Source organism: Pontibacter mucosus, from assembly GCF_003054055.1.
GTDB lineage: Bacteria > Bacteroidota > Bacteroidia > Cytophagales > Hymenobacteraceae > Pontibacter > Pontibacter mucosus.
Map to the genome: position 1 here is coordinate 267,659 of NZ_QBKI01000005.1, position 24,691 is coordinate 292,349.

16 protein-coding genes are annotated in these 24,691 nt (G+C 52.8%); 1 reads left to right on the plus strand and 15 read right to left on the minus strand.

Annotated features, from left to right (window positions below):
- Positions 1-15 precede the first annotated feature (15 nt).
- From C8N40_RS11760 to C8N40_RS11820, 13 genes are all read right to left on the minus strand, one after another.
- The gene (locus C8N40_RS11760) at positions 16-1,344 is read right to left on the minus strand and encodes an IPT/TIG domain-containing protein (protein WP_108211955.1); all 1,329 of its coding nucleotides are present in this window, start codon (positions 1,342-1,344) and stop codon (positions 16-18) included.
- Between the two features lie 29 nt (positions 1,345-1,373).
- The gene (locus C8N40_RS11765) at positions 1,374-2,135 is read right to left on the minus strand and encodes a phosphodiester glycosidase family protein (protein ID WP_211318094.1); all 762 of its coding nucleotides are present in this window, start codon (positions 2,133-2,135) and stop codon (positions 1,374-1,376) included.
- A gap of 208 nt (positions 2,136-2,343) precedes the next feature.
- Complete coding sequence (locus tag C8N40_RS11770; protein WP_108212079.1) at positions 2,344-3,627, minus strand: RagB/SusD family nutrient uptake outer membrane protein; 1,284 nt, start codon at positions 3,625-3,627, stop codon at positions 2,344-2,346.
- Positions 3,628-3,642: 15 nt separating this feature from the next.
- Entirely contained in the window at positions 3,643-7,002 is a 3,360-nt protein-coding gene (locus C8N40_RS11775; RefSeq protein ID WP_108211957.1) for a TonB-dependent receptor, read from the minus strand.
- 106 nt (positions 7,003-7,108) lie between these two features.
- Positions 7,109-8,053, minus strand: coding sequence for a FecR family protein (locus tag C8N40_RS11780; RefSeq protein ID WP_108211958.1), 945 nt, complete (start codon positions 8,051-8,053; stop codon positions 7,109-7,111).
- A gap of 74 nt (positions 8,054-8,127) precedes the next feature.
- On the minus strand, positions 8,128-8,733 hold the full coding sequence (locus tag C8N40_RS11785) for an RNA polymerase sigma factor (protein WP_108211959.1): 606 nt from the start codon (positions 8,731-8,733) through the stop codon (positions 8,128-8,130).
- 790 nt (positions 8,734-9,523) lie between these two features.
- Positions 9,524-10,480 (minus strand): sugar phosphate isomerase/epimerase family protein, encoded by a 957-nt coding sequence (locus tag C8N40_RS11790; RefSeq protein WP_108211960.1) that lies wholly within the window; start codon positions 10,478-10,480, stop codon positions 9,524-9,526.
- Positions 10,481-10,516: 36 nt separating this feature from the next.
- A complete protein-coding gene (locus C8N40_RS11795; RefSeq protein WP_108211961.1) occupies positions 10,517-11,707 on the minus strand; it encodes an Sb-PDE family phosphodiesterase in 1,191 nt (396 codons plus the stop codon).
- A 22-nt stretch (positions 11,708-11,729) separates the two neighbouring features.
- Entirely contained in the window at positions 11,730-12,704 is a 975-nt protein-coding gene (locus C8N40_RS11800) for a phosphodiester glycosidase family protein (RefSeq protein WP_108211962.1), read from the minus strand.
- Positions 12,705-12,816: 112 nt separating this feature from the next.
- A complete protein-coding gene (locus C8N40_RS11805; RefSeq protein WP_108211963.1) occupies positions 12,817-14,145 on the minus strand; it encodes a RagB/SusD family nutrient uptake outer membrane protein in 1,329 nt (442 codons plus the stop codon).
- An 18-nt stretch (positions 14,146-14,163) separates the two neighbouring features.
- Positions 14,164-17,223, minus strand: a complete 3,060-nt coding sequence (locus C8N40_RS11810) for a SusC/RagA family TonB-linked outer membrane protein (RefSeq protein ID WP_170114087.1) — start codon at positions 17,221-17,223, stop codon at positions 14,164-14,166.
- A 150-nt stretch (positions 17,224-17,373) separates the two neighbouring features.
- Positions 17,374-18,429, minus strand: coding sequence for a FecR family protein (locus tag C8N40_RS11815; RefSeq protein WP_108211965.1), 1,056 nt, complete (start codon positions 18,427-18,429; stop codon positions 17,374-17,376).
- Positions 18,430-18,491: 62 nt separating this feature from the next.
- A complete protein-coding gene (locus C8N40_RS11820) occupies positions 18,492-19,058 on the minus strand; it encodes an RNA polymerase sigma factor (protein WP_108211966.1) in 567 nt (188 codons plus the stop codon).
- Positions 19,059-19,699: 641 nt separating this feature from the next.
- Here C8N40_RS11820 and C8N40_RS23115 point away from each other — a divergent pair.
- Positions 19,700-19,987 carry a JAB domain-containing protein gene (locus C8N40_RS23115; protein ID WP_281259517.1) on the plus strand — a complete coding sequence of 96 codons (288 nt, stop codon included), beginning with the start codon at positions 19,700-19,702 and terminating at the stop codon, positions 19,985-19,987.
- A 235-nt stretch (positions 19,988-20,222) separates the two neighbouring features.
- On the opposite strand, the gene C8N40_RS11830 is transcribed toward C8N40_RS23115, so the two are convergent.
- Positions 20,223-21,584, minus strand: a complete 1,362-nt coding sequence (locus C8N40_RS11830; RefSeq protein WP_108211967.1) for a RagB/SusD family nutrient uptake outer membrane protein — start codon at positions 21,582-21,584, stop codon at positions 20,223-20,225.
- Between the two features lie 12 nt (positions 21,585-21,596).
- Positions 21,597-24,608 carry a SusC/RagA family TonB-linked outer membrane protein gene (locus C8N40_RS11835; protein ID WP_108211968.1) on the minus strand — a complete coding sequence of 1,004 codons (3,012 nt, stop codon included), beginning with the start codon at positions 24,606-24,608 and terminating at the stop codon, positions 21,597-21,599.
- Between the last annotated feature and the right edge of the window lie 83 nt (positions 24,609-24,691).

The window sequence follows — 24,691 nt, forward strand, 5'->3', positions numbered from 1 at the left end:
GCCTCTAGGCATAAATTATTTCCTTGTGATTTTTCGGATCAGGTGATTAAGGTTGTCGGCAACATAAATTGTTCCGTCAGGAGCGACGGCAACATCATAAGGCGCATTAAAGGTAGCCTGATTGCCAAAGCCATCCCCCCTGCCGCTTGCACCTGTGCCCGCTATGGTGCTGACCGTGCCTGTGCTATAATCCCCACCAGGGCTGGCTTTGAGCATGCGTATCATGTGGTTCGAGGCATCAGCGAATAGGATGTTCCCGCTCTGATCGATCGTCAGTCCAAAAATATCACCAAGTTGGGCTGTCAGGGGTTGCCCGGGCACACCGTTGCTAAAGCCCTTTGTACCCGTTCCGGCGATAATGCTTATCTCCCCTGCCGGAGTGATCTTCTTTATCCAGTTGGCATCCGCCACAATCAGATTGCCATGGGCGTCTATGTCCAGCGACAAGGGATTCTTTAAGATATCAGCAGTACCGTCACCGGCCACGGTGCTTACTACCCCGTCCGGAGAAAGCTTTCGTATTCTTTTGTTGTTGCGGTCAGCAATAAAGGTATTTCCATCCTTGTCGACCACCGCATCAAGCGGGTTGTTGAGTCTGGCACTTTCAGCCGGCCCATCCATATACCCCACATTGGTTCCGCTCTTGCGCGGCCCTGCCAGGGTACTAACCGTGCCGTCCGGGCCAATCTTGCGAATACGCCCCCCGTCCTTCTCCACCACAATGACATTACCATCTGTATCAATGGCACACTGCCATGGGAAAGTGAACTGACCAGGTATGCCATCAGCGAAACCAGCCACCCCGTTACCGGCTATGGTGGTCACCTGTCCATCAGGTGTCATTCTCCGGATGCTGTGGTTCGTTCTGTCGGTAATGATCAGGTTTCCTGCTTTGTCGAAGACTACCCCGTCAGGGTTTCTGAACCTGGCCTCTGTACCCTGCCCATCAATGAAGCCGAAGGTGCTGCCTCCCCCGGCAACAGTGCTTACAAAATAATGAGAAACGGCTTCGGTATAGGTAAACACAGGCCCCTTCATCTCCACTCCATTCACTATAACCGTAATCGCTCCCGTCTCAGCGCGCTCCGGTGCCACGACCTGCAACTGCGAGGGGGAGGCCTCCAGCACAATGGCTTCTGTTCCGTTAAACTTCACAACATTCTCTGAGCGCACCTTGCTAAAGTTCTTGCCGTTGATGAAGACGATAGCTTTTGCTGTACCGGTGGCAGGCGTGATGGAAGTCACCAGAAGCCTGTCTGCTGTTGCCTTGTACGGCTCATCCTTTTCGCAGGAGAATGACAGGACAGCCACCATAAGAACAAGTAGTATTGTAATTCTTTTCATGTGTTCCTTTAATTTATCTGCTTACCAAACTAAGGCTGGTCCGAAATAACCAGCCAAGCGTTAGACACTGCTCTTGCTTTCCCATCGGAAGACTGGTTCCGCATTTGCCACACGCCTCCCAGCGCATTATAAATCATCATCGTCGATGAGCCTCCCCCATCCAGGTTCAGTGCACTGTGCACGTCGAGTGAACGAAACAATTTGGAAAGATACTCATAGGACATGCCGTTGGAGTAGTGAAACTTACGCCCATCTACCACCACGAAGTAGATGATATTTTCCGCCGTATAGCCAATGGCAATCCTAGGGTCAATCTGCGGGAACTGTGAATTGTCAACCACGCGGCTGTCCTTCATCAGAAGCACGCCTCCACCTGTTGCTTCCGTGAGTCGAGACTTATAATTCTCATACTCTCTTGTGTAACCGATGTGTGGCTTTCCGTCATTGAGGATACCGAAAAAGCTGAGCGCCTGCTGAGGAAGTGCTGCGGTTGGCGTGAACCGGTCCTTGATGATTTCCCCATTCTTATGAAGCGGGCCCCGCGGCACGAAATTCGAAATATCATAAAAATCTCCGTTAACGCCTCCTACCACCCGGTGTCCGGGCTTGTCGGCATACCTGGCCATCTCTGCCACTGTCTGCGAGGAACCATAGGAAGGCAGATCATAAGGGGTTCCAACCTCCAGGCTTAGTCCTGGTGTGTTCAGGTCTATCCGCTGTATGAACAACCGGGTCGTATAGCCCCTCATATCCAGAAAGTGCATCTCGATTTGCTCTACTCCTGGCACCACGGTAAAAGCAGTATCAGTAAATACCTCACTGACAATCCCGGAGCTGTCTGCGACCAGCTGAGCTACCTCCGATTGGTAATCATAGGTCTTTTTCTTTTGTATAATATCCTCCTCCTCGCATCCGGCACAAGCCAAACCACAGAGTAGGAGAAATAATAAATTTAGGCTCAGTTTCATTTCTAATTTTTTCTGAAATAGATAAATAAGATTAGTACCCAGGATTCTGGTTTAGTAAGCTATTGAGAAACAATTCTCTGGCAGGAATGGGAAGCTTTAACTGCGCCTTGCTCAACCCGATTTCCTCCTGTGCCCTTCCGAGCCTTACCAAATCATACCATCTGAAGCCTTCAGCCAGCAGCTCTCTTCTTCTCTCCAGTAAGACAAGCTCCAGGTATTCAGCCTCACTTCCCGATTGAACTACATCCAATCCCCTGGCCCTTCTGAGCTCATTGAGGCGTGGCAGCCCCTCAAGCCCCTGGGCCTCTGCACTGATCAGGTACATTTCCGCGAGCCTGCTAATCACGATCGGATCGGTACCGGCCTGACCGCTCGGGTACTTATTAATGACTTCCAGGTCAGCGTACGTGTCAATGGAGGCAGTCCTTCTCTTGTCCTCTGCGCTGAACAGATTCATCACTTCCGGAGAGGGCTTGTAGTTATAGCTCCCTTTTGTAGGATGCGCATAGGTATAGAACAGCGTGCTGAGATTGATGCTTGACTCCTCTGTCTGATTCCTGAAACTGAAGATCACCTCCCGGTTCTGCTGACCCCTGAAGATTTTTCCAAAGTCATCCAGCGAAAATGTGCCGCTGTTGATTAGATCCTCCGCCAAAGCGGCAGCCTCCTCATTCTTTCCTTGAGCCAACTTGGTTCTGGCCAGAAGGGCTTGTGCGGCCTCACGCGATACATAGTAACTGCCTGAAGCATAGGCCGGGGCATTATCTATGGCGAAGCTGAGCTCCTGCTCTATAAATGCCCAGGTCTCCGCTTCTGAGTTTCTCGGCAGTTTCTCCTGCGTATTCTGAGAGATCACTGGTACACCGCCCCAACGCGTAACCAAGTTCAAGTAAATATAGCCCCTGAAGTAGTGGGCGATGCCCAAAACCTGCTTCTTCTGTTCCGACTCCGGCAAGCCCCCTGCCACCTCGATCAGGTTGTTTACCTGGTACAAGGCTGAGTAGTAACCGTTCCACTGGGAGGCGATGTTGCCGTTTTCCGGCTGCAGAATATCATTTATCATCTCCTTATATCCTCCCAGTCCTGAAGCTCCGCCTCTGACCATATTGCCGCCCAGTATATCGAACAGGACGTAGGAGGTGTTAGTAGGAGCATTCTGCACCCGGTTGTACACACCATTCACAAATGCCTCAATATCATCCTCCGTCAGCGACTCGGTGGCAACAGAGGAGTGCGGGTACATGTCCAGCTCCTTATCACAGCCGGCAAGAGCGAGCCCGGCGCCGCAAACTAAAATGCTACATATCTTTTTCATGTTCATGCTATTCTTTTAGAATCCAATATTGACACCAATGATAAAAGACCTGGGCTGAGGCAGCAGCAGGAAGTCCTCCCCCATGGTGCTCGGACTCAGGCTAATGTTTACCTCCGGATCCAGGAGCGGATAGGAGGTGAGCAGCAAAGGGTTGTCTGCCTGCACGTATACCCTCATCTGACTGATGCTGGCTTTACTGAGAAGTGTTTCGGGCAGGTTGTACCCCAGGCTTACGGTCCTGAACCGCAGGTATGAGCCGTCATGTAGGAAACGGGTAGAGTAGGCCGAGGAAGAGTTCACCGTATTCCCCCAAATGGCGCGAGGCGTAGTGTTGCTGGTGCCAGGACCTGTCCACCTGTTCAGAGCCTCTGACTCAAGCATTGGCCAGAGACCATTACCGAGCCGGTAGCCCCCTGTCCAAGTTTCATACACCTTGTTGCCATAAGAGAAAGTTGTAAAAATACTCAGGTCAAAGTTTTTGTACCTGAAGGTGTTATTGAAGCCTCCCGAGAAGTCAGGGTTGGCGGATCCCACAATCTGGCGGTCATTCAGATCGATTTTGCCGTCTCCGTTCACGTCCTCATACCTCACGTCCCCTGCTCTGATACCGCTGGCGTACAGGTTCTCAGGTACCTCCTCATCGGTCTGATAGATGCCCAGCTGACGGTATACATAGAAACTACCGACTTCCTCCCCCACCTTCAGCACATGGGTTCTGCCGATGAGCAGCGGATCATCGTCCAGCAAAGAAGTCAGCCTGTTTCGGATGGCGGCAATATTCAAATCTGCGTCCCAACGTACCGGACCAAGTTCCGTGTGCGTATTAATTCCTAACTCAATCCCCCAATTTCGCATGGAACCGATGTTACTGATGATACTGGTAAAGCCGGTTGTACCGTAAGTAGGCTTGCTGTAGAGCAGGTTGTTGGTATTCTTGATGAAGTAGTCCGCTGTAAGGTTTATTTTACCCCGAAGTAGCCCCAGGTCCACTCCGCCGTTAAACTGAGTGGCTTTTTCCCAGGTGAGATCCCTGTTTCCGAAGCTGGTAACAGCAATACCGCTGCTGTTATTATAGTTGTACCCGCCTCCGGTTAAGGCCTGGTAGGCATAGGCGTTTACCCCCTCCAGGTTACCCGTGGCGCCATAGCTGACCCTAAGCTTGAGGTCTGTTTGTGGATTGCCCCAGAAAGGCTCCTTTGATAGTACCCAACCAGCAGAAGCGGCCGGAAAATAACCATACCTGTTTTCCGGTGAAAACCTGGAGGATCCGTCTGCCCGAACGGACAAGTTCAGCAGGTATTTCTGATCCCATCCCAGGTTAGCCCTGCCGTAAAAAGATTGCATGGATACCCCATAGAGGTTAGTATAGGCGCTGGCGATCTCCGCAGCAACGGTATTGACATCAAACGAAGGGGAAGGGAAGCCTCTTCCGTCCGTTCCAATCAGGGACGTTGTCACGCGCTGAAAGGAATGGCCTGCCAGCAGGTCCAACGAAAGGCTGCCCAGCTGTTTGTTGTAATTCGCTGTGTTTTCAAACAAAAGGTTGGTTTGCGTACGCCTATCATCCAGTATTCTTCCTTTCCCGGTGCCATAGGGATGGCTTTGCTTGTAGTAGACGTAATCCTGGGTAAACATCCAGTCGGTACCAAAGGTAGATTTGAAGCGCAGGTTATCCGTAAGCCTGAACTCAGCGAAAAAGTTACCCAGGATGCGGTAGTTGTCCAGGTACACCTTCTCCTCTTTTATTCCCTGCAATGGATTATGATTAAGCAGGTCTGATGTCCCCCCCACATAGTAAGAACCATCAGGTTTGTAAGGCTGGTCAAAAGGCCGCTGTTCCAGTGCTCTGGGGATCACATTCGTACCGGTGGAGTAACTTCCAGGAATCCGGTTGTCCCTGCTGTATGTGAAGTTCGTATTCACGCCGAGGTTTAGCCAGGGCTTCACTTCATTGGTAAGGCTGATCTTCGCATTATACTTGCGGAACACGTTATCGATCACCGTACCCTGCTGGTTGGTATAGCCCCCAGAAATATAGTAGGTACTCTTGTCGGTTCCCCCTGAGAAATCCATGTTGATATTAGAGCTGTAAGCAGTGCGTAGCACGAGGTCCAGCCAGTCCGTGTCCCCCCGACCCGGGTAAGGGTTTTGTATCTGCTCGACAAAACTGCTGCTTTCAGGACTATACCCGTTCTGCATGTTATAATTGTCGATGGCCTCATTGATGACCTCCACATACAGGTCAGAGCCTGCCATCTTCAATTTGTCGAGTCGGGCTACGTTATGCATACCGGTATAGGCGTTCAGCGAAACCCTGGACTTTCCCTTTGTGCCCTTTTTGGTAGTGATCAGCACCACACCGTTGGTTGCCCTGGAACCATATATCGAGGCAGAGGCTGCGTCTTTTAGCACTTCGATGGATTCGATATCGTTGGGGTTAAGAGAGGAGAGCGGGTTTGTACGCTGCGAGAAATTTCCAAGGTCAGCGTCAGATGGGCTTAGCGGAATCCCGTCTACCACATAGAGCGGTTCATTGCTGGCCGAAAGGGAGCCAATGCCCCGGATGCTTACCCGGCTGGCGCTCCCGGGCAGACCGGTGGCTGGCGTGATGTTCACCCCCGCAATGCGTCCTTGTAGCATCTGATCGGGACCTAATACCGGCCGGCTGTTTTCAATCGTAGGCTTGAAGGAACCAATGGCCGAGGTGATGTCTTCCCGCTTCTGCGTGCCGTACCCGATTACAACCAACTCCTTTAGGGCCGTCACATCCGGCTTCAGCTGAATGTCCACCACCGTCCGGCCATTGAAATGCACTTCCTGAGATTCATAACCGATATAACTGAAAACAAGAACGGTGTTGCCAGGAGCAGCAAGGCTGAAAGTACCGTCAATGGCCGTACTAGTCCCCCTTGCTGTTCCTTTCACTAGCACAGTAACCCCCGGTAGGGCTACACCACTCTCATCTGTTACTTTACCTGATACTCTATCCTGCTGACGCTCGCTATCTCCTTCCTTTCCTTTAGTCAGAATAATGGTTCCATTGAGCTCGCTGAAGACTATCCCGTAAGGTGTAAGGAGTTTGCTGAGCACCTCTGACAGCGCAGCATCTTTGAAACTGACCACGGGTGCACGGTAGCTGTCCAGATGCAGGATAGCAGGATCATAGGCAAAGGGAGTACCTGTCTGATGCTTGATCCGCTGCAGAGCGCTGTGCAGGGTCTCCTTTTGAAAAGAAATACTGATGCTACGTTCCATCACATCCTTCGCCTGCCCCTTAAAGGCTTCCGCCTCACCCGGGGATAGCAACAGACAGAACAGGACGCAGGCATGCAGCAGCGCATGCTTAAAGCTAAAACTGCGTAACTTTTTTTTCATAAATTTGTAAGTGGGATTTTAACATTCCGTTTTGAGGAGAGGTTTGCCCTGGGCGACCCTCTCTTTTACAGCCACTGCTACTTGCACTAGCAGTGGCTGTTTTGTTCTAGTAGATTACCAATGCTCCATTCTCATTTCTGTGGCTTAAACCATGAACCGCTGCAATAATAGCCGCTGCCGCTTCGGGAGTTTGCCTTCTATCTAAAGTGAGGGTATAGCTTAAGTTCTGTAACTTTGCGCTACCTGACGTGAGTCTTATGTTATAGAGGCTGTAAAAGGCAGCGCTCAACTCTTCAAATGAAGCATCAACTACCTCCAGTCGGCCCAGCTTCCAGGCTGCGGTATAAGCGGGGTTAACAGCACGCAGGGCAATGGCACCGGACTCCAGGTCATAGTTCAGCTCCTCACCCTTGGCGAGAATGCCCATAACCTTTTCAGGACCATGGACCTGAACGCGCCCCTGCGTAACACTCACCTGAATGTCATGTAATTGGTTTGATTTTCTGATATTGAAAGCTGTGCCCAGCACTCTGGTCGTCACCGGGCCTGTATGCACCACAAACTGTACCTGCTCGTTTCGCTTCACCTCGAAGAAAGCTTCCCCCTTCTCGAGCCATACTTCACGCACTTCCTTCCCAAAATTGCGCTGGGTATACTTTAAGGTAGTATTTTCATTCAGCCAGACGGTGGAGCTGTCCGGCAGGAGTACTTTCAAGCGCTTGCCTCTCTCAGAGGAAATGTAGCTGTATTGCGGTACGGGTGATTCGTATGTATCTCTGAAGAGGCCCCAGATACCCAACCCTATGACCAGCACGGCAGCGGCCACGCGACCTACCTGCTGCCATAGCTGGATAACCCTTGTTTTTCTGATCTGCTTGAAGATGCCGGACAGCATCTGTTCCCCAGCACGTGATGAAAATCTTTCCTCCGGGGTATTCGTGTCCGAGCTGTCGAAAGCAGCATACCACTTCTCCACCCAGGCCGTCTCCTCAGGGCTTGTCGTACCATTCAGGTACCGCTTAAATAAATCTTGTTGCTGTTTCGGGTTCACTGATATATTGGTGCTTTTACCTCTATATCAGTTGAGCTTCATGACCGTACTATAGAACCGGTGTTAAGATTATGTTAAGAGGCAAAAACGTATGCACAGGCCATCAACAAGTGCGCATACAAATCGCTGTCTTCACTGGCAATCCTGCCTTTCAAGTAAATGCGGGCGTTGGTAAGGTAATTTTTAACTGTTTGAACAGAGAGAGACAGGGTAGCCGCAATTTCCTTTGGAGTAAATCCTTTTTTATAACTGAGCAGAAACACCTCCTGCATCCGTTCCGGCATGCCTTCCAGTGCCCCCTCAATCAAAGCTTCTAACTCCTGCCGGGCCAGGTAAGGCTCTTCTGCGGGGAAGACGTCTGGTTGCATCTCAGCTAAGCGGGTATTGGCGTACTTGATCCGAACCTGATCGGCCTGTATATAGTTGATGATCCGGAAGCGCAAAGCTGTGTAAAGGTATTCGGCAACTTTCATATGATCCGGAAGCTCTCTTCTTCTGATCCAAAGCTTGACAAATAGCTCCTGAATAAGGTCCTTGGCATCATCCTCGCTACTCATGCGCTTCAGGGAAGTGGCATAAAGTTTTCGCCAGTACCGCAGGTACAATTCGGTGAAGGCCTCTTCCACCGAATCCCGCATTAGATCAAGCAGCATCTCATCCGTATAGTCCTGAAAGGTCATGGTTTAGCACGAGTCTTAAACCGCAAAATAAGGCCTTGTATGTTAACCCTAAGATAACAGTATATTAACTTATCTAAATATTTTGTGCTATCCGCACCCCTTGCGGAAGAAGTAATGCGCCTTACATGCTACAGGGGGTAGGCCGCTAATTCTCCTGCCAGATACCCAACTACAACTAGTATCCGTCAGGGAAAAGGCAGGTTAGTAAGCTCATCAACTTGACTTCAAAGAGGCCGAACGAGGGCAACTCAGCTACATTTCCCATTTCCCCGTCAGCCAAATCCATTGGGTGTTTCGGCTCATAGCATGAAGTGAAGACAAAATGATGAGCAGAATATGGCCCCAGTGCAAACCATGTGCACCGGTCCTATAAGCAGCTTTGGGCTATTATCGTTGAGGCTGGCAGACCGCTGGTAAGGGGCTGTTGATATGTGGAAAACTAATAGGGTTTTCCACATATCAACAGTATAACAGCAGTGGCGGTAGTAAATGAAATATTGGGCGGCCGGTTTCGGCAAGTTTGAATTTCATGTGCAGACAAGGCAGCCGGGTTGATACCAATTGTAGTTCATGAGCCGAACACAAGGCTTATTCGACTCATTTCCAGCGCATAAGCGAGCCAAATAGTATATCTACCGGCTCATACCAGATTGTATCCCTTTAGAATCAACGAAACAGGACTCACAGCGGTATCCCATAATTAAAGTCCAACAAAAAGGAACAGCAAACTTTACCCAAAAGGATAGTGAGGCGATACTTGCACGTCAGCCGCCCTGTTCCCTGCTCACCCTTATTTTCTACTTTGCAACTGCTTCTCTTCTACATAAACGTTGTGCATCGCTTCGTAGCAAGCTTTCAGTTCCCTGGCATCTTCAAACGCACTCTCGAACATGAATGGGCCGGTATAGCGGGCTTCGTGCAGCGCGGCCAATATCTCCGTCCAGTTATTACTGCCTTGCCCTGAGCATGGAAAAAAATGATTCTCAGCCTCCCCGGTACCGTCTGCAATGTGCACCGACTTCAAACGCTTGCCCAGGGCGCGAATCAGGTTCTCCGGGTTCTTGATATGGTTCATGTCCACGGCGGCGTAAATATTTTTAGGCAGGCGGTTCATGATCTCTACGGTCTCTTCCACAGTGCGACACAGCGGGCGCTCGCGCTCCGCATCTACCAGCAGCTCGGGTCCCAGCATGTTTTCTATCACCATCATCGCTTTCATGCTGCGAACCGATTTGTTCAACTCGGTAGCAGATTTGACAAGTTGTTTCTTCCGGGCCTCCCGCTCATTCAGGCCCAGGTAATAGCTCGGGTGGAAAAGAATGACTTCAGGCTGCAGTATTTGGCAGTATGCTAGCACTTTCCGGTGCAGGGCCACCACCTGCCGCCGCTCTGCTTCGTCTGTCAAGGATAGGTCGATGTGCTTGCCAAAGGGCATGTGGATGGACCAGACTTTGATGCCGGCATCATCCGCTGCCCTTTTCGCCTTATGCATCAGTTCGGTCATCTCCTCATCACTAAGTTTGAAATTCCGGTTGCCGTCGATCAGGCCCCCCAACGAAATCTCCACGTAATCCACTCCAACTGATTTGGCATACTTCATCTGCTCCGCCGTAACCTTAGTCAACCCCAGCGCATAACCAATCTTCAGGGGTTTGGGAGCCTTTACAGGCGGGGCGGCAATGGCAACCATAGCTGTCACAAAGTATACAAGGAGCACTAGCCATGTGCCGTTAAACGTCTTTTTCACGCTTTCAGAATTTAGTTATAAGTGTACTGTACTTTTTTACTCTGTCACTCTGAGCCGCAACTCCGTCTGGAGCGCCTTCTCCGGGGAAACCAGCACATTCTGCACCTCAAAGCGTAGCGGCACTTCCTGCAGCTCCTGCCATAAGGTTTTTAAGGTAAGCGTGGTCGTTTCATGTGGTTTGAGGGTGATACGGCCCAGCGGCAGGTTCTCAAAGTCGTAATCACTTTGGCATACCACGTCATAGGGGATGTCAGCGTTGTTTTGAATGTGGATCAGGATGACCGGCTCGACGTTGCGCTGGGTGCTTTTCACAGCCTTTATATCCAGCGAAGCTTTGAAGAAGGCATCCATCTCCTGTTCACGGCCCACCAGGTAATTGTCGAAGTATACCGCTGTGCGGCGCGCCTGTAACGCTTCCCTTATTCCATCCTCCGAGCGTTCGGCTGCAAAGACAAGCGTCATCGGCCTGTGTGAGTGGCGGTAGGTATAGCTGATGTCCCGGTGCTCGTCGGAGTTGGCGAACATGGTCAGGTTATACTTCTCGGCCATGCGGTGGGCTTCCAGGTTATAGATGCCCGAATTCACCACCTCCACGCCGTGCAGCAACCCTTCTTCGAGCATTTTCCGGTGCAGGTCCGAGAAGAGGTCCAGGCCATACTTGTCCTTGTCCCACCACCGGTAGTTGGGGTGGTTGTAAAAGATAAAGGCGCCCTGCTTTTTGGCATCGCGGAACGGGGCCAGCAGCTGCTTTTCAGTCGGGTTATCCTTCATCACAAACTTTTTCTTCCCGTCTTTCATGTAATCAGCGGGCAACTTGTTGGCATCCTTTACAAACAGGGCATTGTGGTGATATGGCGTCACGCGGGGAGAGATCTCCACCCCCTGTATCACAAGCACATCGGTCTTGGCCGCCGACTCCGTGGCGATCTGGTGCGACTTGTTGTAATCTTTTTTGATTTCGTCCGGATAGCCTTCGTAGTCGATATGCTCGGTGATCGAGATGGCATCCAGTCCGTCGCGGTTTGCCTCATACAGCCGGAAGGACGGCCACACGTGCCCGTCCGAAAAGACCGTGTGCATGTGGAAATCACATTTCAGGGTCTGGTAGCCCGGGATGTCCGGCAGCTTCACTTTCTCTTCTGCTTTCTTTACGGACTGGGCCTGTAGTTCTGCGCCAAAGCACAGCAAGCCGGCCAGTAACAAGTAAGTAAATTTCTTCAGTTTCATCGGTTATCTTTTGTCAAAAATGCTATCTACCTATCGAAGACGACGCATTGCCTTCTTTGGTAGTAACCATGATGTAATTGCGTATCCGGCGCTGCCCGTAGTGGTCGAAGCGCTTATTATCGGTCGGGTAATTTATCACGCCTTCTCCATTAATCCACATGGTGGTAGAGCCACCGCCGTCCAGGTTCAGGGCGTAGTCCGGGTTAAAGTATTTCTGTATGAACTGGGTCAACTCTTTGGCCGACATACCCTCAGACTTGCCTCTGTGACGCCCATCGACGGTGATGAGCAACACCCGCCCCTTGTCTAAGGTGGCAATGGCCGTGCGCGGGTGACGTACCCCCTGGTGCCGGTCTGGATGTTCGTAATCTAGCTGTTCCAGGGGCTTCTCCTGTGATTTGGCAAAGGTTTCGCCGACAGGATTGTAGTCGAAGATGAGCATCGGCGAGCCGGAAATGATGTTGGCATAGGGCATCTGGCTATAGGAAGCATTATCGCCATAGGCTATACCCATTTGCTTGTTAGCGGCGTCGTAATAAAAAGCCCCTTCATGCTTCCAGAAAAGCCTGTGATCGGCCGGTATGGTCACCGATGTTTTGATCTCGTTATCCGCCTTGAAAAAGGACGAAGATTGCCCGTTCTCCACGAGCTCGTAATAGGTGCCGTTGATGGCCGCCAGGGCCGGCTCGTGTGCTTCCGCTACAGCCGACAAGGAATCCTCCGGGAACACATTGTCCAGCACCAGATCATACTTGCCTGATGCAAGGTCCACTTCCAGTACATTCACGATTTGCGCCGAGGCAAAGGGCTCATAATAGCTGGTGTAGTTATACTTGATAAAGCCGGTCGAAAGGGTGTCGATCTTCCAGCCAACAGTATCCTGGAGGACCGGTTGTACAGTCGCTGTGGCTGGAGTGCCGGATTCCGGTTTCTTGGTCTGGCAGGACGCCATCATAACTGCCGCAAGCGCCAGGAAGCTGAGTTTTTTTAGTGTCATGTTTGGGTTATAAAGTATGTGGTTGGGGAAAGAAGAAAGGAGTCGCCAGGACGGCTGACTCCCTTCTAAATCAAACAATCAAGCAATCTTCTTCAATTCTTTACAACCGTCACTAATAGCCTTCATTTTGCGTCAGCATACCGTTCGACAGGTTGATTTGGTCGCCGGGGATGGGCAGCACGTACTGGCTGGTATTTTGAATGTTGGGCAGCTCCACCGCCTTACCGGTGCGCACCAAGTCAAAAAACAGGAAGCCTTCGCTGAAGAGTTCTCTTCTGCGCTCTTCCAGGACCGCGTTCAGGTAAGCTTCCGGCGTGGCGAAATCAGTTGCCTCGAATGCCTCCACGCCTCTGATCCGGCGGAGCTCGTTCAGGTAAGTAATGCCCTGATCCACCGGCAGTCCCTCTGCACTGATCAGGTACATTTCCGACAGGCGGCTCACAATCACCGGCTGCACATCCCAGTACTTGCTCACGATCACGTTATAGGTTTTGTCAGCATTGTAAATGGTGTCAATGTTCACCGCACCGCGCACGTCGTCCGGGGTGTAGAGCGACTCCAGCACCTCCGTGGAGGGCTGCACAAAGTATGAGCCAGCCCAGGTCGTGCCGTACGGCCAGAACAAACTGGAGAAGCGCAGGTTGGTCTCTGTCTTAAGGTTGGAGAAAGCAAAGAGCACCTCGCGCGAAGCAGCTGTGCTGCGGAAGATACTTCCGTAATCAGCCGTCAGACTCAAACCACTGCTCTGTATAAGAGACTGTGCCAGCTGGGCCGCCTCCGCCTTGTTGCCGCGGGCCAGCAATACGCGTGCCTTCAACGCCGTAGCCGCTTCTTTGGACACGCGCTTGTTCGTGGCTTCCTGCAGCGGTTTGGCCTCGGCGATGGCAAAATCCAGGTCTTTGATGATCTGATCCCACACCTGGTCGGCGGTGTTGCGCGGCAGGTTCTCCGTGGTGTTTTCCACGATGACCGGCACGCCACCAAAGGCGGTTACCAGCTGGTAGTACAGGTAAGCCCTGAGATAGCTCGCTTCTGCCTTTACCACCTTCACGCTTCCCTCCGCTCCCAGTTTATCACAGGCCTCTATCACGTTGTTGGCGCTGTAAATGCTCCTGTACGTGTTTTTCCACAATGACGAAGAATAGCTCAGTCCGTCGTCTACCCCGTTACCGGTGATCAGGCGGCCGTAGGCGCTGTTGTTACCGGAAAGCGGGGTCCAGGTATAGTTGCCACCCCGGATGTCGTTGATGAGGTAGTTGTCCCGCTCCGGGGTAGCGGCGCGGTACAGGCCATTGAGGAAAAAGCCGACATTGCTCTCGTTGATCTGATCAGGCGACACGGCGCTCTCAGGCGTTACATCCAGTTCTTTGCTGCACGAGGAGAAAAGGACGCTTGCCCCCAGGGCCATGCTTAATGCTGCTAGTCTATATGTTCGAAACATGTTATACACTGTTTAAAATTAGAAACTTACATTGATCCCTGCCATAAAGGCGCGTGGCTGTGGCGTCACCAGGTTGTCGATTCCAAAGGAGCGGGCGTCGAGCGAGCTGGAAGCCTCCGGATCGTAGCCGCTGTAACCGGTGAAGGTAAGTAGGTTGGTGCCGGACAGGTATACCCGTGCCTGCTGTATGGCCAGCTTCTTCAGCATGGAAGAGGGCAGCTTGTAACCTATGGTCAGGTTCTTGATGCGCAGGTAGGATGCGTCCTCCACAAAGTAGCTGCTGTTTTTCAGGTTATAGGCACTCTTGGAGGCACGCGGCACATCGTTGCTGGTGCCCGGCCCGGTCCAGCGGTCCTCGTATGTATCTCTCACCTGGTTGTAGTCTCGGCCTCCCATGTGGTCCAGGCCCGAGCGCCAGGCAGCAGCGATCTCATTTCCGAGGGAGAAGGTGGCAAAGAGCGAGATATCGAAGTTGCCGATCTCCACGTTGTTGGTCAGGCCTCCGTACAGGTCTGGCTGTGCGCTGCCGATAACCGACAGGTCGGCTGAGTTGATCAGGTTGTTGCCGTCCAGATCTTCAAAGATCATGTCGCCCGGACGTACCCCCTGCTTCTGCAGGGCCTCTGGAATTTCCTCTAATGTCTGGTACAGCCCAAGCTGCTTATAGCCATAGAAAACGCCCAGCGGCTGGCCCGGAATGATGGCGTTCCAGCCCCCTACCTGAATCGGTTCGTCCCCGATCAGGCTGGTCACTTTGTTTCGGATGGAAGCCATGTTAAGGCTGGTGCTCCAGCGGAAGCGATCCTTCTCCATGTTAACACTGGTAAGGGTAAATTCATGCCCTTTGTTTTCCATGGAGCCAATGTTGGTGGTACGGTGCGTAAAACCGCTGGTAGCCAGCGTCGGCACGTTGTACAGCAGGTCGTCGGTCTTTTTAATAAAGTAGTCGTAAGTAAGCGCCAGACGGCCGTTCAGGAACGAAAGATCCAGGCCGTAGTTCGTCTGCCTGGTAGTCTCCCATTTCAGGTCCAGGTTACCCAGCGAGGTAACTGACAGTCCCGTTTCGGCCCCGTAGTTGTAACCACCGGAAGCCAGTGGCATATAGCTGTAAATGCCGATGCCGTCCTGGTTGCCGGTCTTGCCCCAGCTGGCGCGCAGCTTACCAAACTCCAGCCATTCTGCGGTTGGGAAGAAGTTTTCGCTCGTAAATACCCAGCCTGCCGACACGGAAGGGAAATAGGCGTAACGGTTGTCCTTGTGGAACTTGGAGGAACCGTCGTAGCGCAGCGAGGACGAGAGGAAATAGCGGCCTTTGTAATCCAGTTGCACCCGCCCGAGGTAAGACTCCATGGCATATTTGTTGGCGTCTCCGATTGCCGTTGTGACCGTGGCTGAGGTGATGTGCCTGAAATCATCCGACGGAAACTCCGTGCCCTGGGCATGGTTAAAGTCATAGGCATCCTGATAGTACGTATAGCCCACCATGGCTTCCGTGTTCAGATCGCCCCAGTTCTTGAAGAAAGTCAGCGTATTGTCAATGTTCTGGGACAGGCGGTTGTTGCGAATGTCAATCGTCAGGCCCTTTCCTGATGCGTAAGGGTGCAGGCGGGTCTGGTGCCTGAAACCACGGCCAAATCGAAGCTCGGCATTGTAGGCTGTGTGCCAGGTAAAGTACTTGAGGAAGTTGACGTTGCCGTACAGGTTGATGAGCGCCTGGTAGTTCTTGTCCTCGATCTGGTCATTCTCCAGCACCTGCACGCCGTTGTGGCGCAGGATGTCCTTACCGCCGATGTTAAACGTACCGTCGTCTTTGTAAATACGGTCGTAGGGGCGCTGCTCGAGCGAGCGCTGGAAAAGCGCCGTACCCTGATCACCATTGGGCGCTGAGGAGCTGTTGGTGTAGTTACCGCCAAAACGCAGGCCGAAATTTAGGACTTTGTTCGGGGTAAAATCCAGGTTGGTCCGCAAGGAGTAACGCTCCAGGGCACTGTTCTTCAATAGCCCCTCCAGATTCTGATAGCCAACGGAGGTATAGTATTTCACCGTGTTGCTGGAACCGCTGAACGAGAAATCCGTCTGGTGCGTTGCCGCGCCCTCGTTGATGATCAAATCCTGCCAGTTCACATCGTACGGATCAGCAGGAACGTTACCCAACACTTTACCGATGTCGATGTAGCCGCTCTTGCCCGGGCTCAGGTTCATATCGCGGTTGTAGTTATCCACGGCCTCCTGCTGCAGGCTGATGTACTCCTGCGGGTTAAGCAGGTTCAGCTTTTTAGGCATCATCTGGATACCCGACACCTGGGAAACACTGATTTTCGGCTCGCCTTTGCGGCCCTGTTTGGTTGTGATCAGAATTACGCCATTGGCTGCGCGGCTACCGTAAATGGCGGCCGACGCGGCATCCTTCAGGACTTCGATGGACTCGATGTCGGAAGGGTTAATCAGTGAGAGCGGGTCCTGGATAAACTCGCCGGTGTAGTTGTAGCTGGCCCGCGCTTTGGAGAGCGGAATGCCGTCCACCACATACAGCGGTTCGTTGTCCCCGTTGATCGAGCTCACCCCCCTGATATTCACGCGCGAAGCACCACCGGGCGTGCCGTTGCTGACTGTCAGGTTAACCCCCGCTACCTGGCCCTGCAGCAGCTGGTTGGCACTGGGCACATTGCGGTCGGCTACATCCGTCGGGTCCACGCTGGAGATAGCTGTGGTGATGTTGCGGCGCGTGTTCTGCCCGTAACCGATCACCACCACCTCGTTCAGCTTCGACTCGGCTGTTTTCAGCTTCACCATCAGGGATACTTTCTCCCCTTCCTTTATGGTGTAACCGGTCAGCACATGAGGTTCGAAACCGATGTATCGAAATGTGAAGGTGTACGGGCCGCCAAGCGGCAGCCGGTTGAACGAGAACATACCTTCTGCGTCGGTCGTGGTACCGTTGGTATGGCCCGTGCTTTCGTTTTTGGCCAGCACCGATACACCGATGAGAGCGTCGCCGTTACCGTCCTGCACCACCCCTACGACCTGCTCCGGTGCACTTTGGCCGTAACCACTATGCCCGTACAGGACTGCCAGCATGAAAAACAAAAGAACTTTCGGCCATATCGGCCGGCACTTCCTGATAAACTTAAGTGTCATAATGTATGTGTTTGGATAAAGTTTCCCCCTTACGTCATATTACAATGACGTTTCATCCGTCAGCAGACGGAGCAGTTTCTATGTATTTGGTTATTTCCTTATGTGGTAGCTGTCCTGCTCTTTCTTCATTTTTAGGTCATTGAGGACAGCGATGGTCTGCAGCACCTGATCCAGCGAATCGGTGGTGCTTATTTTGCCTGTAAAACTGATCCTGGCTATATCGGGCTGCCTGTACCGGATGTCGCGCCCGTATACTTTGGAAAGCTCGTCGAGCACTACAGGCAAGGGGCGTTTGCTGAACTCAATCATGTCCCCATCAACGGTCATGCTGCCCTCTTCAACAAAAGGCCGGACAGGTTTCCTTTCAGACCGCTCTTTCCTGGCGATTATGTTGCTGACCCGCACTTCCGGGTTTCCTTTATCTAAGTCAAGCTGCTGGCCTGGGTTCAGGTATACTTCCTTTACCTTCTGCTGAAGCGCTTCGGATGCTGGCTTTACCAATACTTTTCCGGTATAGAGCTGCACCTGCACCGGTTTGCCGCCGCCAGGTGCCTTTACCCTGAATGAAGTACCGAGGGCGGTGGTTGCCAGCCCGCCTGCCTCCACGGTAAATGGCCGCTGGCTATCTTTGGCTACCTTAAACACGGCCTCCCCTTTAAGGTAGATCGTGCGCCGGTCCTCCTGCAGAAAAGGCTGTGGATAGGTGATTTCTGCCCCCGGCATCAGCTCTACTTCCGATCCGTCCTCCAGTACGATAGCTTGCGGCTGTAATGAATGATTCGTTTTTACATCAAATACATCCATTGTTATGGCAGGTGATACCGATACGGGAGCCTCAGCATTCTTGCGGCCCAGGTAAAGCTGCCCAACCAGGAAAAGACCCAGCACGAGTGAAGCAGCAACGGCAGCCTTATACAGGTTTCCATACTTTCTGCCCTTCATCCCGGCTTCGCGCTTTATGTGCCGCAGCATCCTGCGCGACACTTTCTCCTTTAGCCACAGCCTGCTGTTGGATTGCTCCCACGCTGACTCCGGCAGGTGCTCCTCGAGCGCCACCGGGTTTTCCAGCAGATACCGGGCGACAACTCTGGCTTCACTGGCACTGGCATTGTTTTGCAGAAATCGCTCTATCTGACGTGGGTCCATTTTAGTATCCGTACACCTTGAATACGATTCTCAGCAGCCTATCCCTTGCTGGAAACAATTATTTAACATAAGCCGAGCCAAGTCCACAGCAGCACATGACTATGCTTTAGCAGCAACTTCAAATGCTTGGTAGCTTTGGAGAGGTGGTCCTCCACAGTCCTGGTGGAGATGGAAAGCTCCCGGGCAATGTCCTGGTACGAGAGGCCCTGGAGACGGCTGAGCTGGAAAACCCTCTTGCGGACGGGTGGAAGTTTTTCTACTGCCAAGCGTATTTCTTCCTGCAGGTAATGGGCGTAAACGGTGTTTTCTGTAAAGGCATGCTCTCCGGGAAGATCCGCGTGCTGGAGGGCCTCGCGCTCTGTTGCCTTTTTCCGCAGCGTGTCAATGAGCGTGGTGCGGGCTATCCGGAATATCTGAGAAGAGAGGGGCACTTCTTCGGAAAGTCGATCCAGGTGTCTCCAAAGTTTGATGAAGGTCAGCTGCACGAGCTCCTCGGCCATAAACTCGGAGCGCGTCTGCTTTAGGAAGTAGAAGTATACTTTTTGATGGTACTCGTCAAATAGCTTCTCAAACGCGGCTTCATCTGGGGTGGGCCTTATGCTTAACCGGTTGTTACTTTCAGAAGTCATCACGTTGGTAACATTTAATCCTGCACAAAGGAACCAACATTTAAGGAGCGCGTGGGTTAAGTTTCTGTTAAATCAATGTGCAGCACTGCTCTGTTTAGCACGCGGTATGTTCGGGTAGAAACAATGGTAACCATTCCAATAGCAGTACCCCTAATGTATGTAGCCTAAGAACTTGGGATGCCAGCCAGTTAACCCCTGAAGACAGCCCAAAAAGGAACACGCGATACTACTAGTAGCAGCGCATGTTCCTTTTCCCTCAGGTATTATTTGGAAAACTTAGCATGTCTGACCGTACAGTTCTCCGCCATTGGTACAGGTAAAGTATAACTCGTTGCTTCCAAAACAGATACCCTCGACTCTGGCAAATCAGGGAGCGGAACGCAGCATCCTAAGTTCACCCCAATGCAAAAGCCCATGGTCATGGTTGTTGGCGCAAAAGTAGGCCCCATAATCAATTCCCTTACTCTAAAAACCAGATGATTATGGAAAAGACCATTACAACCTCCGCCCTCCCCAGAGTAGCCGAAGTCAAGCTCTCCTACCGCAATAAGGTAAAGCCAGGCTAAAGACCGCAGGTCACCTGCTCGGCCGACTCCTATAAGGTGTTCAAAGAGAGTTAGGACAAAAGCAAACAAGACTTTATGGAGCAGTTCAAGGTGCTGCTCTTGAACCGGGCCAACCGCGTGCTGGGCGTCTATGAGCTCTCCACCGGCGGCGTGGCCGGCACCGTCTCAGACCCCAAGCTCGTCTTCGTGGCCGTCCTCAAGGCCTGCGCCTCCGGCATCATCCTCTCCCACAACCACCCCTCCGGAAACCTAAAACCCAGACAGGCCGACCTGCAGCTGACCAGGAAAATCAAGCAAGGAGGAGAGCTGCTGGACATCAGCCTTGTTTTGAAAATCAAAGCTTGCCCTGACCGGATGTGTTGATTCCGCTTTAGCCGGGATTCCTCCTTTGGGACATGGTTTTAAAACCCTGCAGCTCCTGACCAGTTGTACCTGAACCCCTTTAAAACTGGCAATGGATGCTGGAGTAGCTTTCCCCTTAATTAGGTAGAGAATTGCTAATCCAGCATCCACAGATGCCACGCAGCAGGGCTCGTATCCGCCCTTACATTTTACTGCCTGCCGCCTCATATCAGACGGTCAGTCCTTTTAGGTTGAATCAGTAACCCGGGTTCTGGTCTTCCGGTCCCAGATCCGGGTCCGCCAGAATTTCGCTGTTAGGAATCGGGAACAGGAATTTGTTCTGGTCACTGATACCTAACACTGTTTCGGCCCTGCCAGTCCGTATCAGGTCAAACCAGCGGTGGCCCTCAAAGGCCAGCTCTACTTCCCGCTCCTGTTCCACGGCCAGCAGGGCGGCACTCAGATCAGCTAGAACCAGCGGGGTAAGGTCGGCTCTTTTGCGCACTTCGTTCAGGTCCGACAGGCCGGCCAGCAAGTTGTTTTGCTTCAGCCTGGCCTCAGCCCGGATGAGGTACTGCTCAGCAAGGCGCAGTACAAAGGCACCGTCCTCGCCAGTGGCAATCTTGCTATACTTCTGCCCGTACACAGTCTCCTTGCCATTGTCTACCTGCGAACCCAAAACAGCGCCTCGTGAGCCACCTACCTGTGGGTTTCGTAGATCCTCAATGATACCTGCCGAAGGCTTCCACTCGTAGCGACCGCCTTTGCTGCTGGGCAGCCAGTAGTTGGCGTGCGAGTTCCGGTCAGAGTTGTCGTACACCAGTTCCAGGATGCTCTCTTCGGTAAGCTTACCGGTGTAAAACGCGCTGTAAGGTTTCACCAGGCTGGCCTTGCCGCTGCTGATCACGAGCGTGCTATACTCCTCGGCTTTCGCCCAGTTCTGCTGGTACAAGTATAACCTGGCCTTCAACGCCCAAACTGCTTCCTTTGATGCCCTGGCACGGGAGGTAAGCGAAGGCAGGAAGGATTCTGCCTGATCCAGGTCAGCCAGCACCTGCTCGTAGGTTTGCTGCAGGGTAGCGCGCTTGATGCCCGCACCGCTGTTCTTGTCAATAGTTGGCTTGAGCACGAGCGGCACCCCGCCCCAGGCGCGGCCCAGGTCGAAGTAAGAAAGGGCCCGCAGGAAATATGCCTCCCCCAGGATCTTCTGGCGCTGCGCCTCAGTCAGGTTGCGGTCCTCGATAGCAGGAACTTTGCCGATGAGGTTGTTCGACACATTGATCACCCGGTAGATCTGGCTCCACACCGATTTGATGGAGCTGTTCTCAGCCGGAATGGCGTTCAAATCAAACTGCTGGTAAAAGTTGTAGGAGCCGGACCAGTCCACTTCGTCGGCAGACAGATACGCCAAGGCTGGGTACTCGAAGCCGTAGTAATTGTTGCTCTGCAGTTCGCTATAGGCACCTAACAGGGCCGCTTCAGCGCTGCGTTTGTCGGTGATGGCCTGGGCTGTGGAAACGTCGAGACGCGGTTCTGGCTCCAGGATGTTGTCGCAGCCCGAGAGGGATACCAGCAGGGCCAGCGCGAGTACTTTATAGTTGGTCAATATTTTCTTCATGATGATTGCTGATTAGAAACTAACATTTAAACCTGCCTGGAACGAGCGGGGCTGCGGTACGACGGCGTGGTCGATGCCGCGCACGTTCTGATTGTTGCCGGCTACGTTCACTTCCGGATCCAAGCCGCTGTAGTTGGTTAGGGTCCAGAGGTTAGTGCCCGAGACATACACGCGCAGGCTGGAGATTTTATACTTGCTCAGGGCGGCCGAAGGCACAGTGTAACCTAGCGTTACCGAGCGCAGGCGCAGGAACGAGCCATCCTCGATAAAGCGGCTGCTGGGCAAAGTATAGTTGTTGCCTTTTTTAGTCAGGCGTGGCATGTTGGTCACGTCGCCCGGCTGCTGCCAGCGGTTCAACTGGCCTGGCAGGTAAGAGATGGAGCCGTTACGTGTGCCGCCGTGCTCCATAAAGTAGCGGTTCAGGTTCAGGATCTCGTTGCCATACTCTCCATAGATCAAGGCACCCAGATCGAAATTCTTGTAACGTACCGTGTTGTTCAGGCCACCAAAGAAGTCAGGGGAGGCGTTGGCCACAATCTGGCGGTCAGCCACCGTAATACTACCGTTCTGGTCCACGTCGTCATACACGGCGTCGCCGGTCTGTGGGTCTACGTACAGCTGCTTGTACACCCAGAAATCATACACCGAGCCGCCTTCTTCCATCCGGACCCAATCGCGGGAGTGCTGGTTGATCGGGATCGGGAGCTTTTCAATCTTGTTCACGTTGCGGGCAATGTTCAGGCTGGTGGTCCAGGTGAGGTCCTCACGTTCGATGTTGGTGGTGGAGATGTTGAGCTCTACACCTTTGTTGCTGATCTCGCCCAGGTTCTCGAACACGCTGCTAAAGCCGGTTTTCGCGGCCACCGGTACTTCCAGCAGCAGGTCCTTGGTATACTTGTTATAGTAGTTGGCCTCCACTCTCAGGCGGTTTTGCAACAGCCCCAGGTCCAGGCCGATATTCCACTGACGCGTGGTTTCCCACTTCAGGTCCGGGTTGGCTAGTTGCTGGTGGCTGATGCCCGGCAGGCCTTCGTAATTGCGGCCCGCTCTCCACAGCCCAAGCGAAGCAAAGTCGTTGATGCCGTTCTGGTTACCCGTCACACCAATATTAGCACGCAGCTTGATCAAATCAAAAGGCAGGTCCCGGGCAAAGGCTTCTTCGGAAATAATCCAGGAAGCACCCAGCGACGGGAACACACCCCATCTGTTAGAGGCCCCGAAGCGGGAAGAGGCGTCGGCACGCACGCTGCCGTCGATGCTGTACCTGTCCTTGAAAGTATAGCCAGCGCGGGAGAAGAACGATATCAACCCGTTCTGGCTGGAGTTGGTCGAAGCCGTCTGCAAAGAAGAAGAGGCTATCTCCTGGAAGTTGTCGCTTGGGAAATTGCGGCCAGTCAGCGAGAGGAAGTTGTACTTGGTCTGCTGCACCGTATTACCCAAGATCACGTTCAGGAAGTGGTCGTTGCCGAAGCGTTTGTTGTAGGTAAGCAGCTGCTCGTTGATGAGCGTTACCAGCTTGCTTTCGCTGCGGCTGGCATTACCCGCCGGCAGACCCACGCTGATCTGCGTGTTGTTGTATACTTTGTCGGCATATGCATTGTAGTCGATGCTCCAGTTCGATTTAAGGGTCAGCCCGTCCAGGATCTCATACTCGCCGTAGAGGTTGGAGATAAGGCGGCTGCTTTCGCCCTGTATGTTAAGGTTCTCGATCAGGGCCAGGTGGTTGTCGAAGATTGAGTGACGGGCGTAGCTGCCATCCTCGTTAAACACTGGCAGGTAGGTAGGCACGTACAAAGCTGAGTTAATCACGCCCTGGGCGCTGTCGTCGTTGCGGCTCTGGTTGCGCTTGCTGTACGAAATAGAGGTGCTGGTACCAATGGTCAGGCGCTTGTTTACCAGGTGGTCGTAGTTGAACCGGCCACTGAAACGCTCGAACTCAGCCGGCTTCACAATGCCTTCCTGCTTGAAGTACCCCCCGCCCAGAAAGAAGCGGTTGGATTCGCCGCCGCCCGAAGCCGATAGGTCGTAGCTCTGCGTAGTTGCTGTCTGGAACACATCCGGAATGCGGGAATAGGTGGTCTGCTCTTCCGGCAAACCTAAGCCGCCTTCGCTTCTTGGGCGAAAGGGAAGGGTGGACAGGCTACCCCCATCGTTGAGGTGCGTTTCGTTGATAAGCTCCGCTTCCTGCTGCGCGTTCACGGTTTCATAGATCTTGGGCGCTTCCGCTACGCCAAAATAAGTCTGAAAATTGATGCGCGTGCCGGCATTGGTTTTGCCACGCTTAGTAGTGATGAGCACCACGCCGTTCGCGCCTCGGGCACCATAAATCGCCGTGGCGTTCGCGTCCTTCAGAATTTCGATGCTCTCGATGTCTGCCGGGTTCAGGTCAGCCAGCGGGTTGGTCGTTTGCCCGCCCAGGCTCAGGCCCGAAAGGGACTGGTTGTTGATGAACACCCCGTCGACCACGTAGAGCGGCTCGTTGCTGGCATTGATGGAGGTATTGCCCCGGATACGCACGAAGATACCTCCCCCTGGCGTGCCGCTGGCGGCCGCAATCTGCACCCCCGACGCTTTTCCCTGCAACAGCTGGTCCGGCGACGGAGCCGGTATGCCTTTCAGTTCCTGTGGGTTAACCGAGGTAACGGCACTGGAAACAGCCTTCTGCGACTGTGTGCCGTAACCCACAACCACTACTTCCTCCAGGGCTTTAGTATCTTCCTGCAGGGCTATCGTTATAGGCTGGCCATCTGCTTTTACCTCCCTCAAAGTATAGCCCAGGCTGGAAATGATGAGCGTCTGGCCATTTTCAACAGGCAGGTTAAAGCTGCCGTCCACACCGGTTACGGTACCTTTGTCGGTGCCTTTAATCTGCACGCGGGCCCCGATCAGGGGTTCGCCGGTTTTGGCGTCTTTCACTGTGCCCTGTGTTAGGGCGCTTTGTGCCAGCGCACTGCCACTGAAAGCCAGCAAGAGACCCAGCGAAAACAGCAGCCGCACGAGTTTGGATATAGTATATGTTTGCATTTTAGCGTTAATATTTGGACAAAGTATTCCCATGCTGCAAATGGTAGGTTTGCAGTCAGGACAAATTATAGAAAAGGGTTTAT

What these genes read in the sequence shown, in the direction of transcription:
- C8N40_RS11795 (WP_108211961.1), bottom strand. Translation starts at nt 11,707, where the DNA reads ATGAAACTGAAGAAATTTACTTACTTGTTACTGGCCGGCTTGCTGTGC.
- C8N40_RS11785 (WP_108211959.1), bottom strand. Translation starts at nt 8,733, where the DNA reads ATGACCTTTCAGGACTATACGGATGAGATGCTGCTTGATCTAATGCGG.
- C8N40_RS11760 (WP_108211955.1), bottom strand. Translation starts at nt 1,344, where the DNA reads ATGAAAAGAATTACAATACTACTTGTTCTTATGGTGGCTGTCCTGTCA.
- C8N40_RS11835 (WP_108211968.1), bottom strand. Translation starts at nt 24,608, where the DNA reads ATGCAAACATATACTATATCCAAACTCGTGCGGCTGCTGTTTTCGCTG.
- C8N40_RS23115 (WP_281259517.1), top strand. Translation starts at nt 19,700, where the DNA reads ATGGAGCAGTTCAAGGTGCTGCTCTTGAACCGGGCCAACCGCGTGCTG.
- C8N40_RS11830 (WP_108211967.1), bottom strand. Translation starts at nt 21,584, where the DNA reads ATGAAGAAAATATTGACCAACTATAAAGTACTCGCGCTGGCCCTGCTG.
- C8N40_RS11805 (WP_108211963.1), bottom strand. Translation starts at nt 14,145, where the DNA reads ATGTTTCGAACATATAGACTAGCAGCATTAAGCATGGCCCTGGGGGCA.
- C8N40_RS11775 (WP_108211957.1), bottom strand. Translation starts at nt 7,002, where the DNA reads ATGAAAAAAAAGTTACGCAGTTTTAGCTTTAAGCATGCGCTGCTGCAT.
- C8N40_RS11815 (WP_108211965.1), bottom strand. Translation starts at nt 18,429, where the DNA reads ATGGACCCACGTCAGATAGAGCGATTTCTGCAAAACAATGCCAGTGCC.
- C8N40_RS11800 (WP_108211962.1), bottom strand. Translation starts at nt 12,704, where the DNA reads ATGACACTAAAAAAACTCAGCTTCCTGGCGCTTGCGGCAGTTATGATG.
- C8N40_RS11810 (WP_170114087.1), bottom strand. Translation starts at nt 17,223, where the DNA reads ATGCTGGCAGTCCTGTACGGGCATAGTGGTTACGGCCAAAGTGCACCG.
- C8N40_RS11770 (WP_108212079.1), bottom strand. Translation starts at nt 3,627, where the DNA reads ATGAAAAAGATATGTAGCATTTTAGTTTGCGGCGCCGGGCTCGCTCTT.
- C8N40_RS11820 (WP_108211966.1), bottom strand. Translation starts at nt 19,058, where the DNA reads ATGACTTCTGAAAGTAACAACCGGTTAAGCATAAGGCCCACCCCAGAT.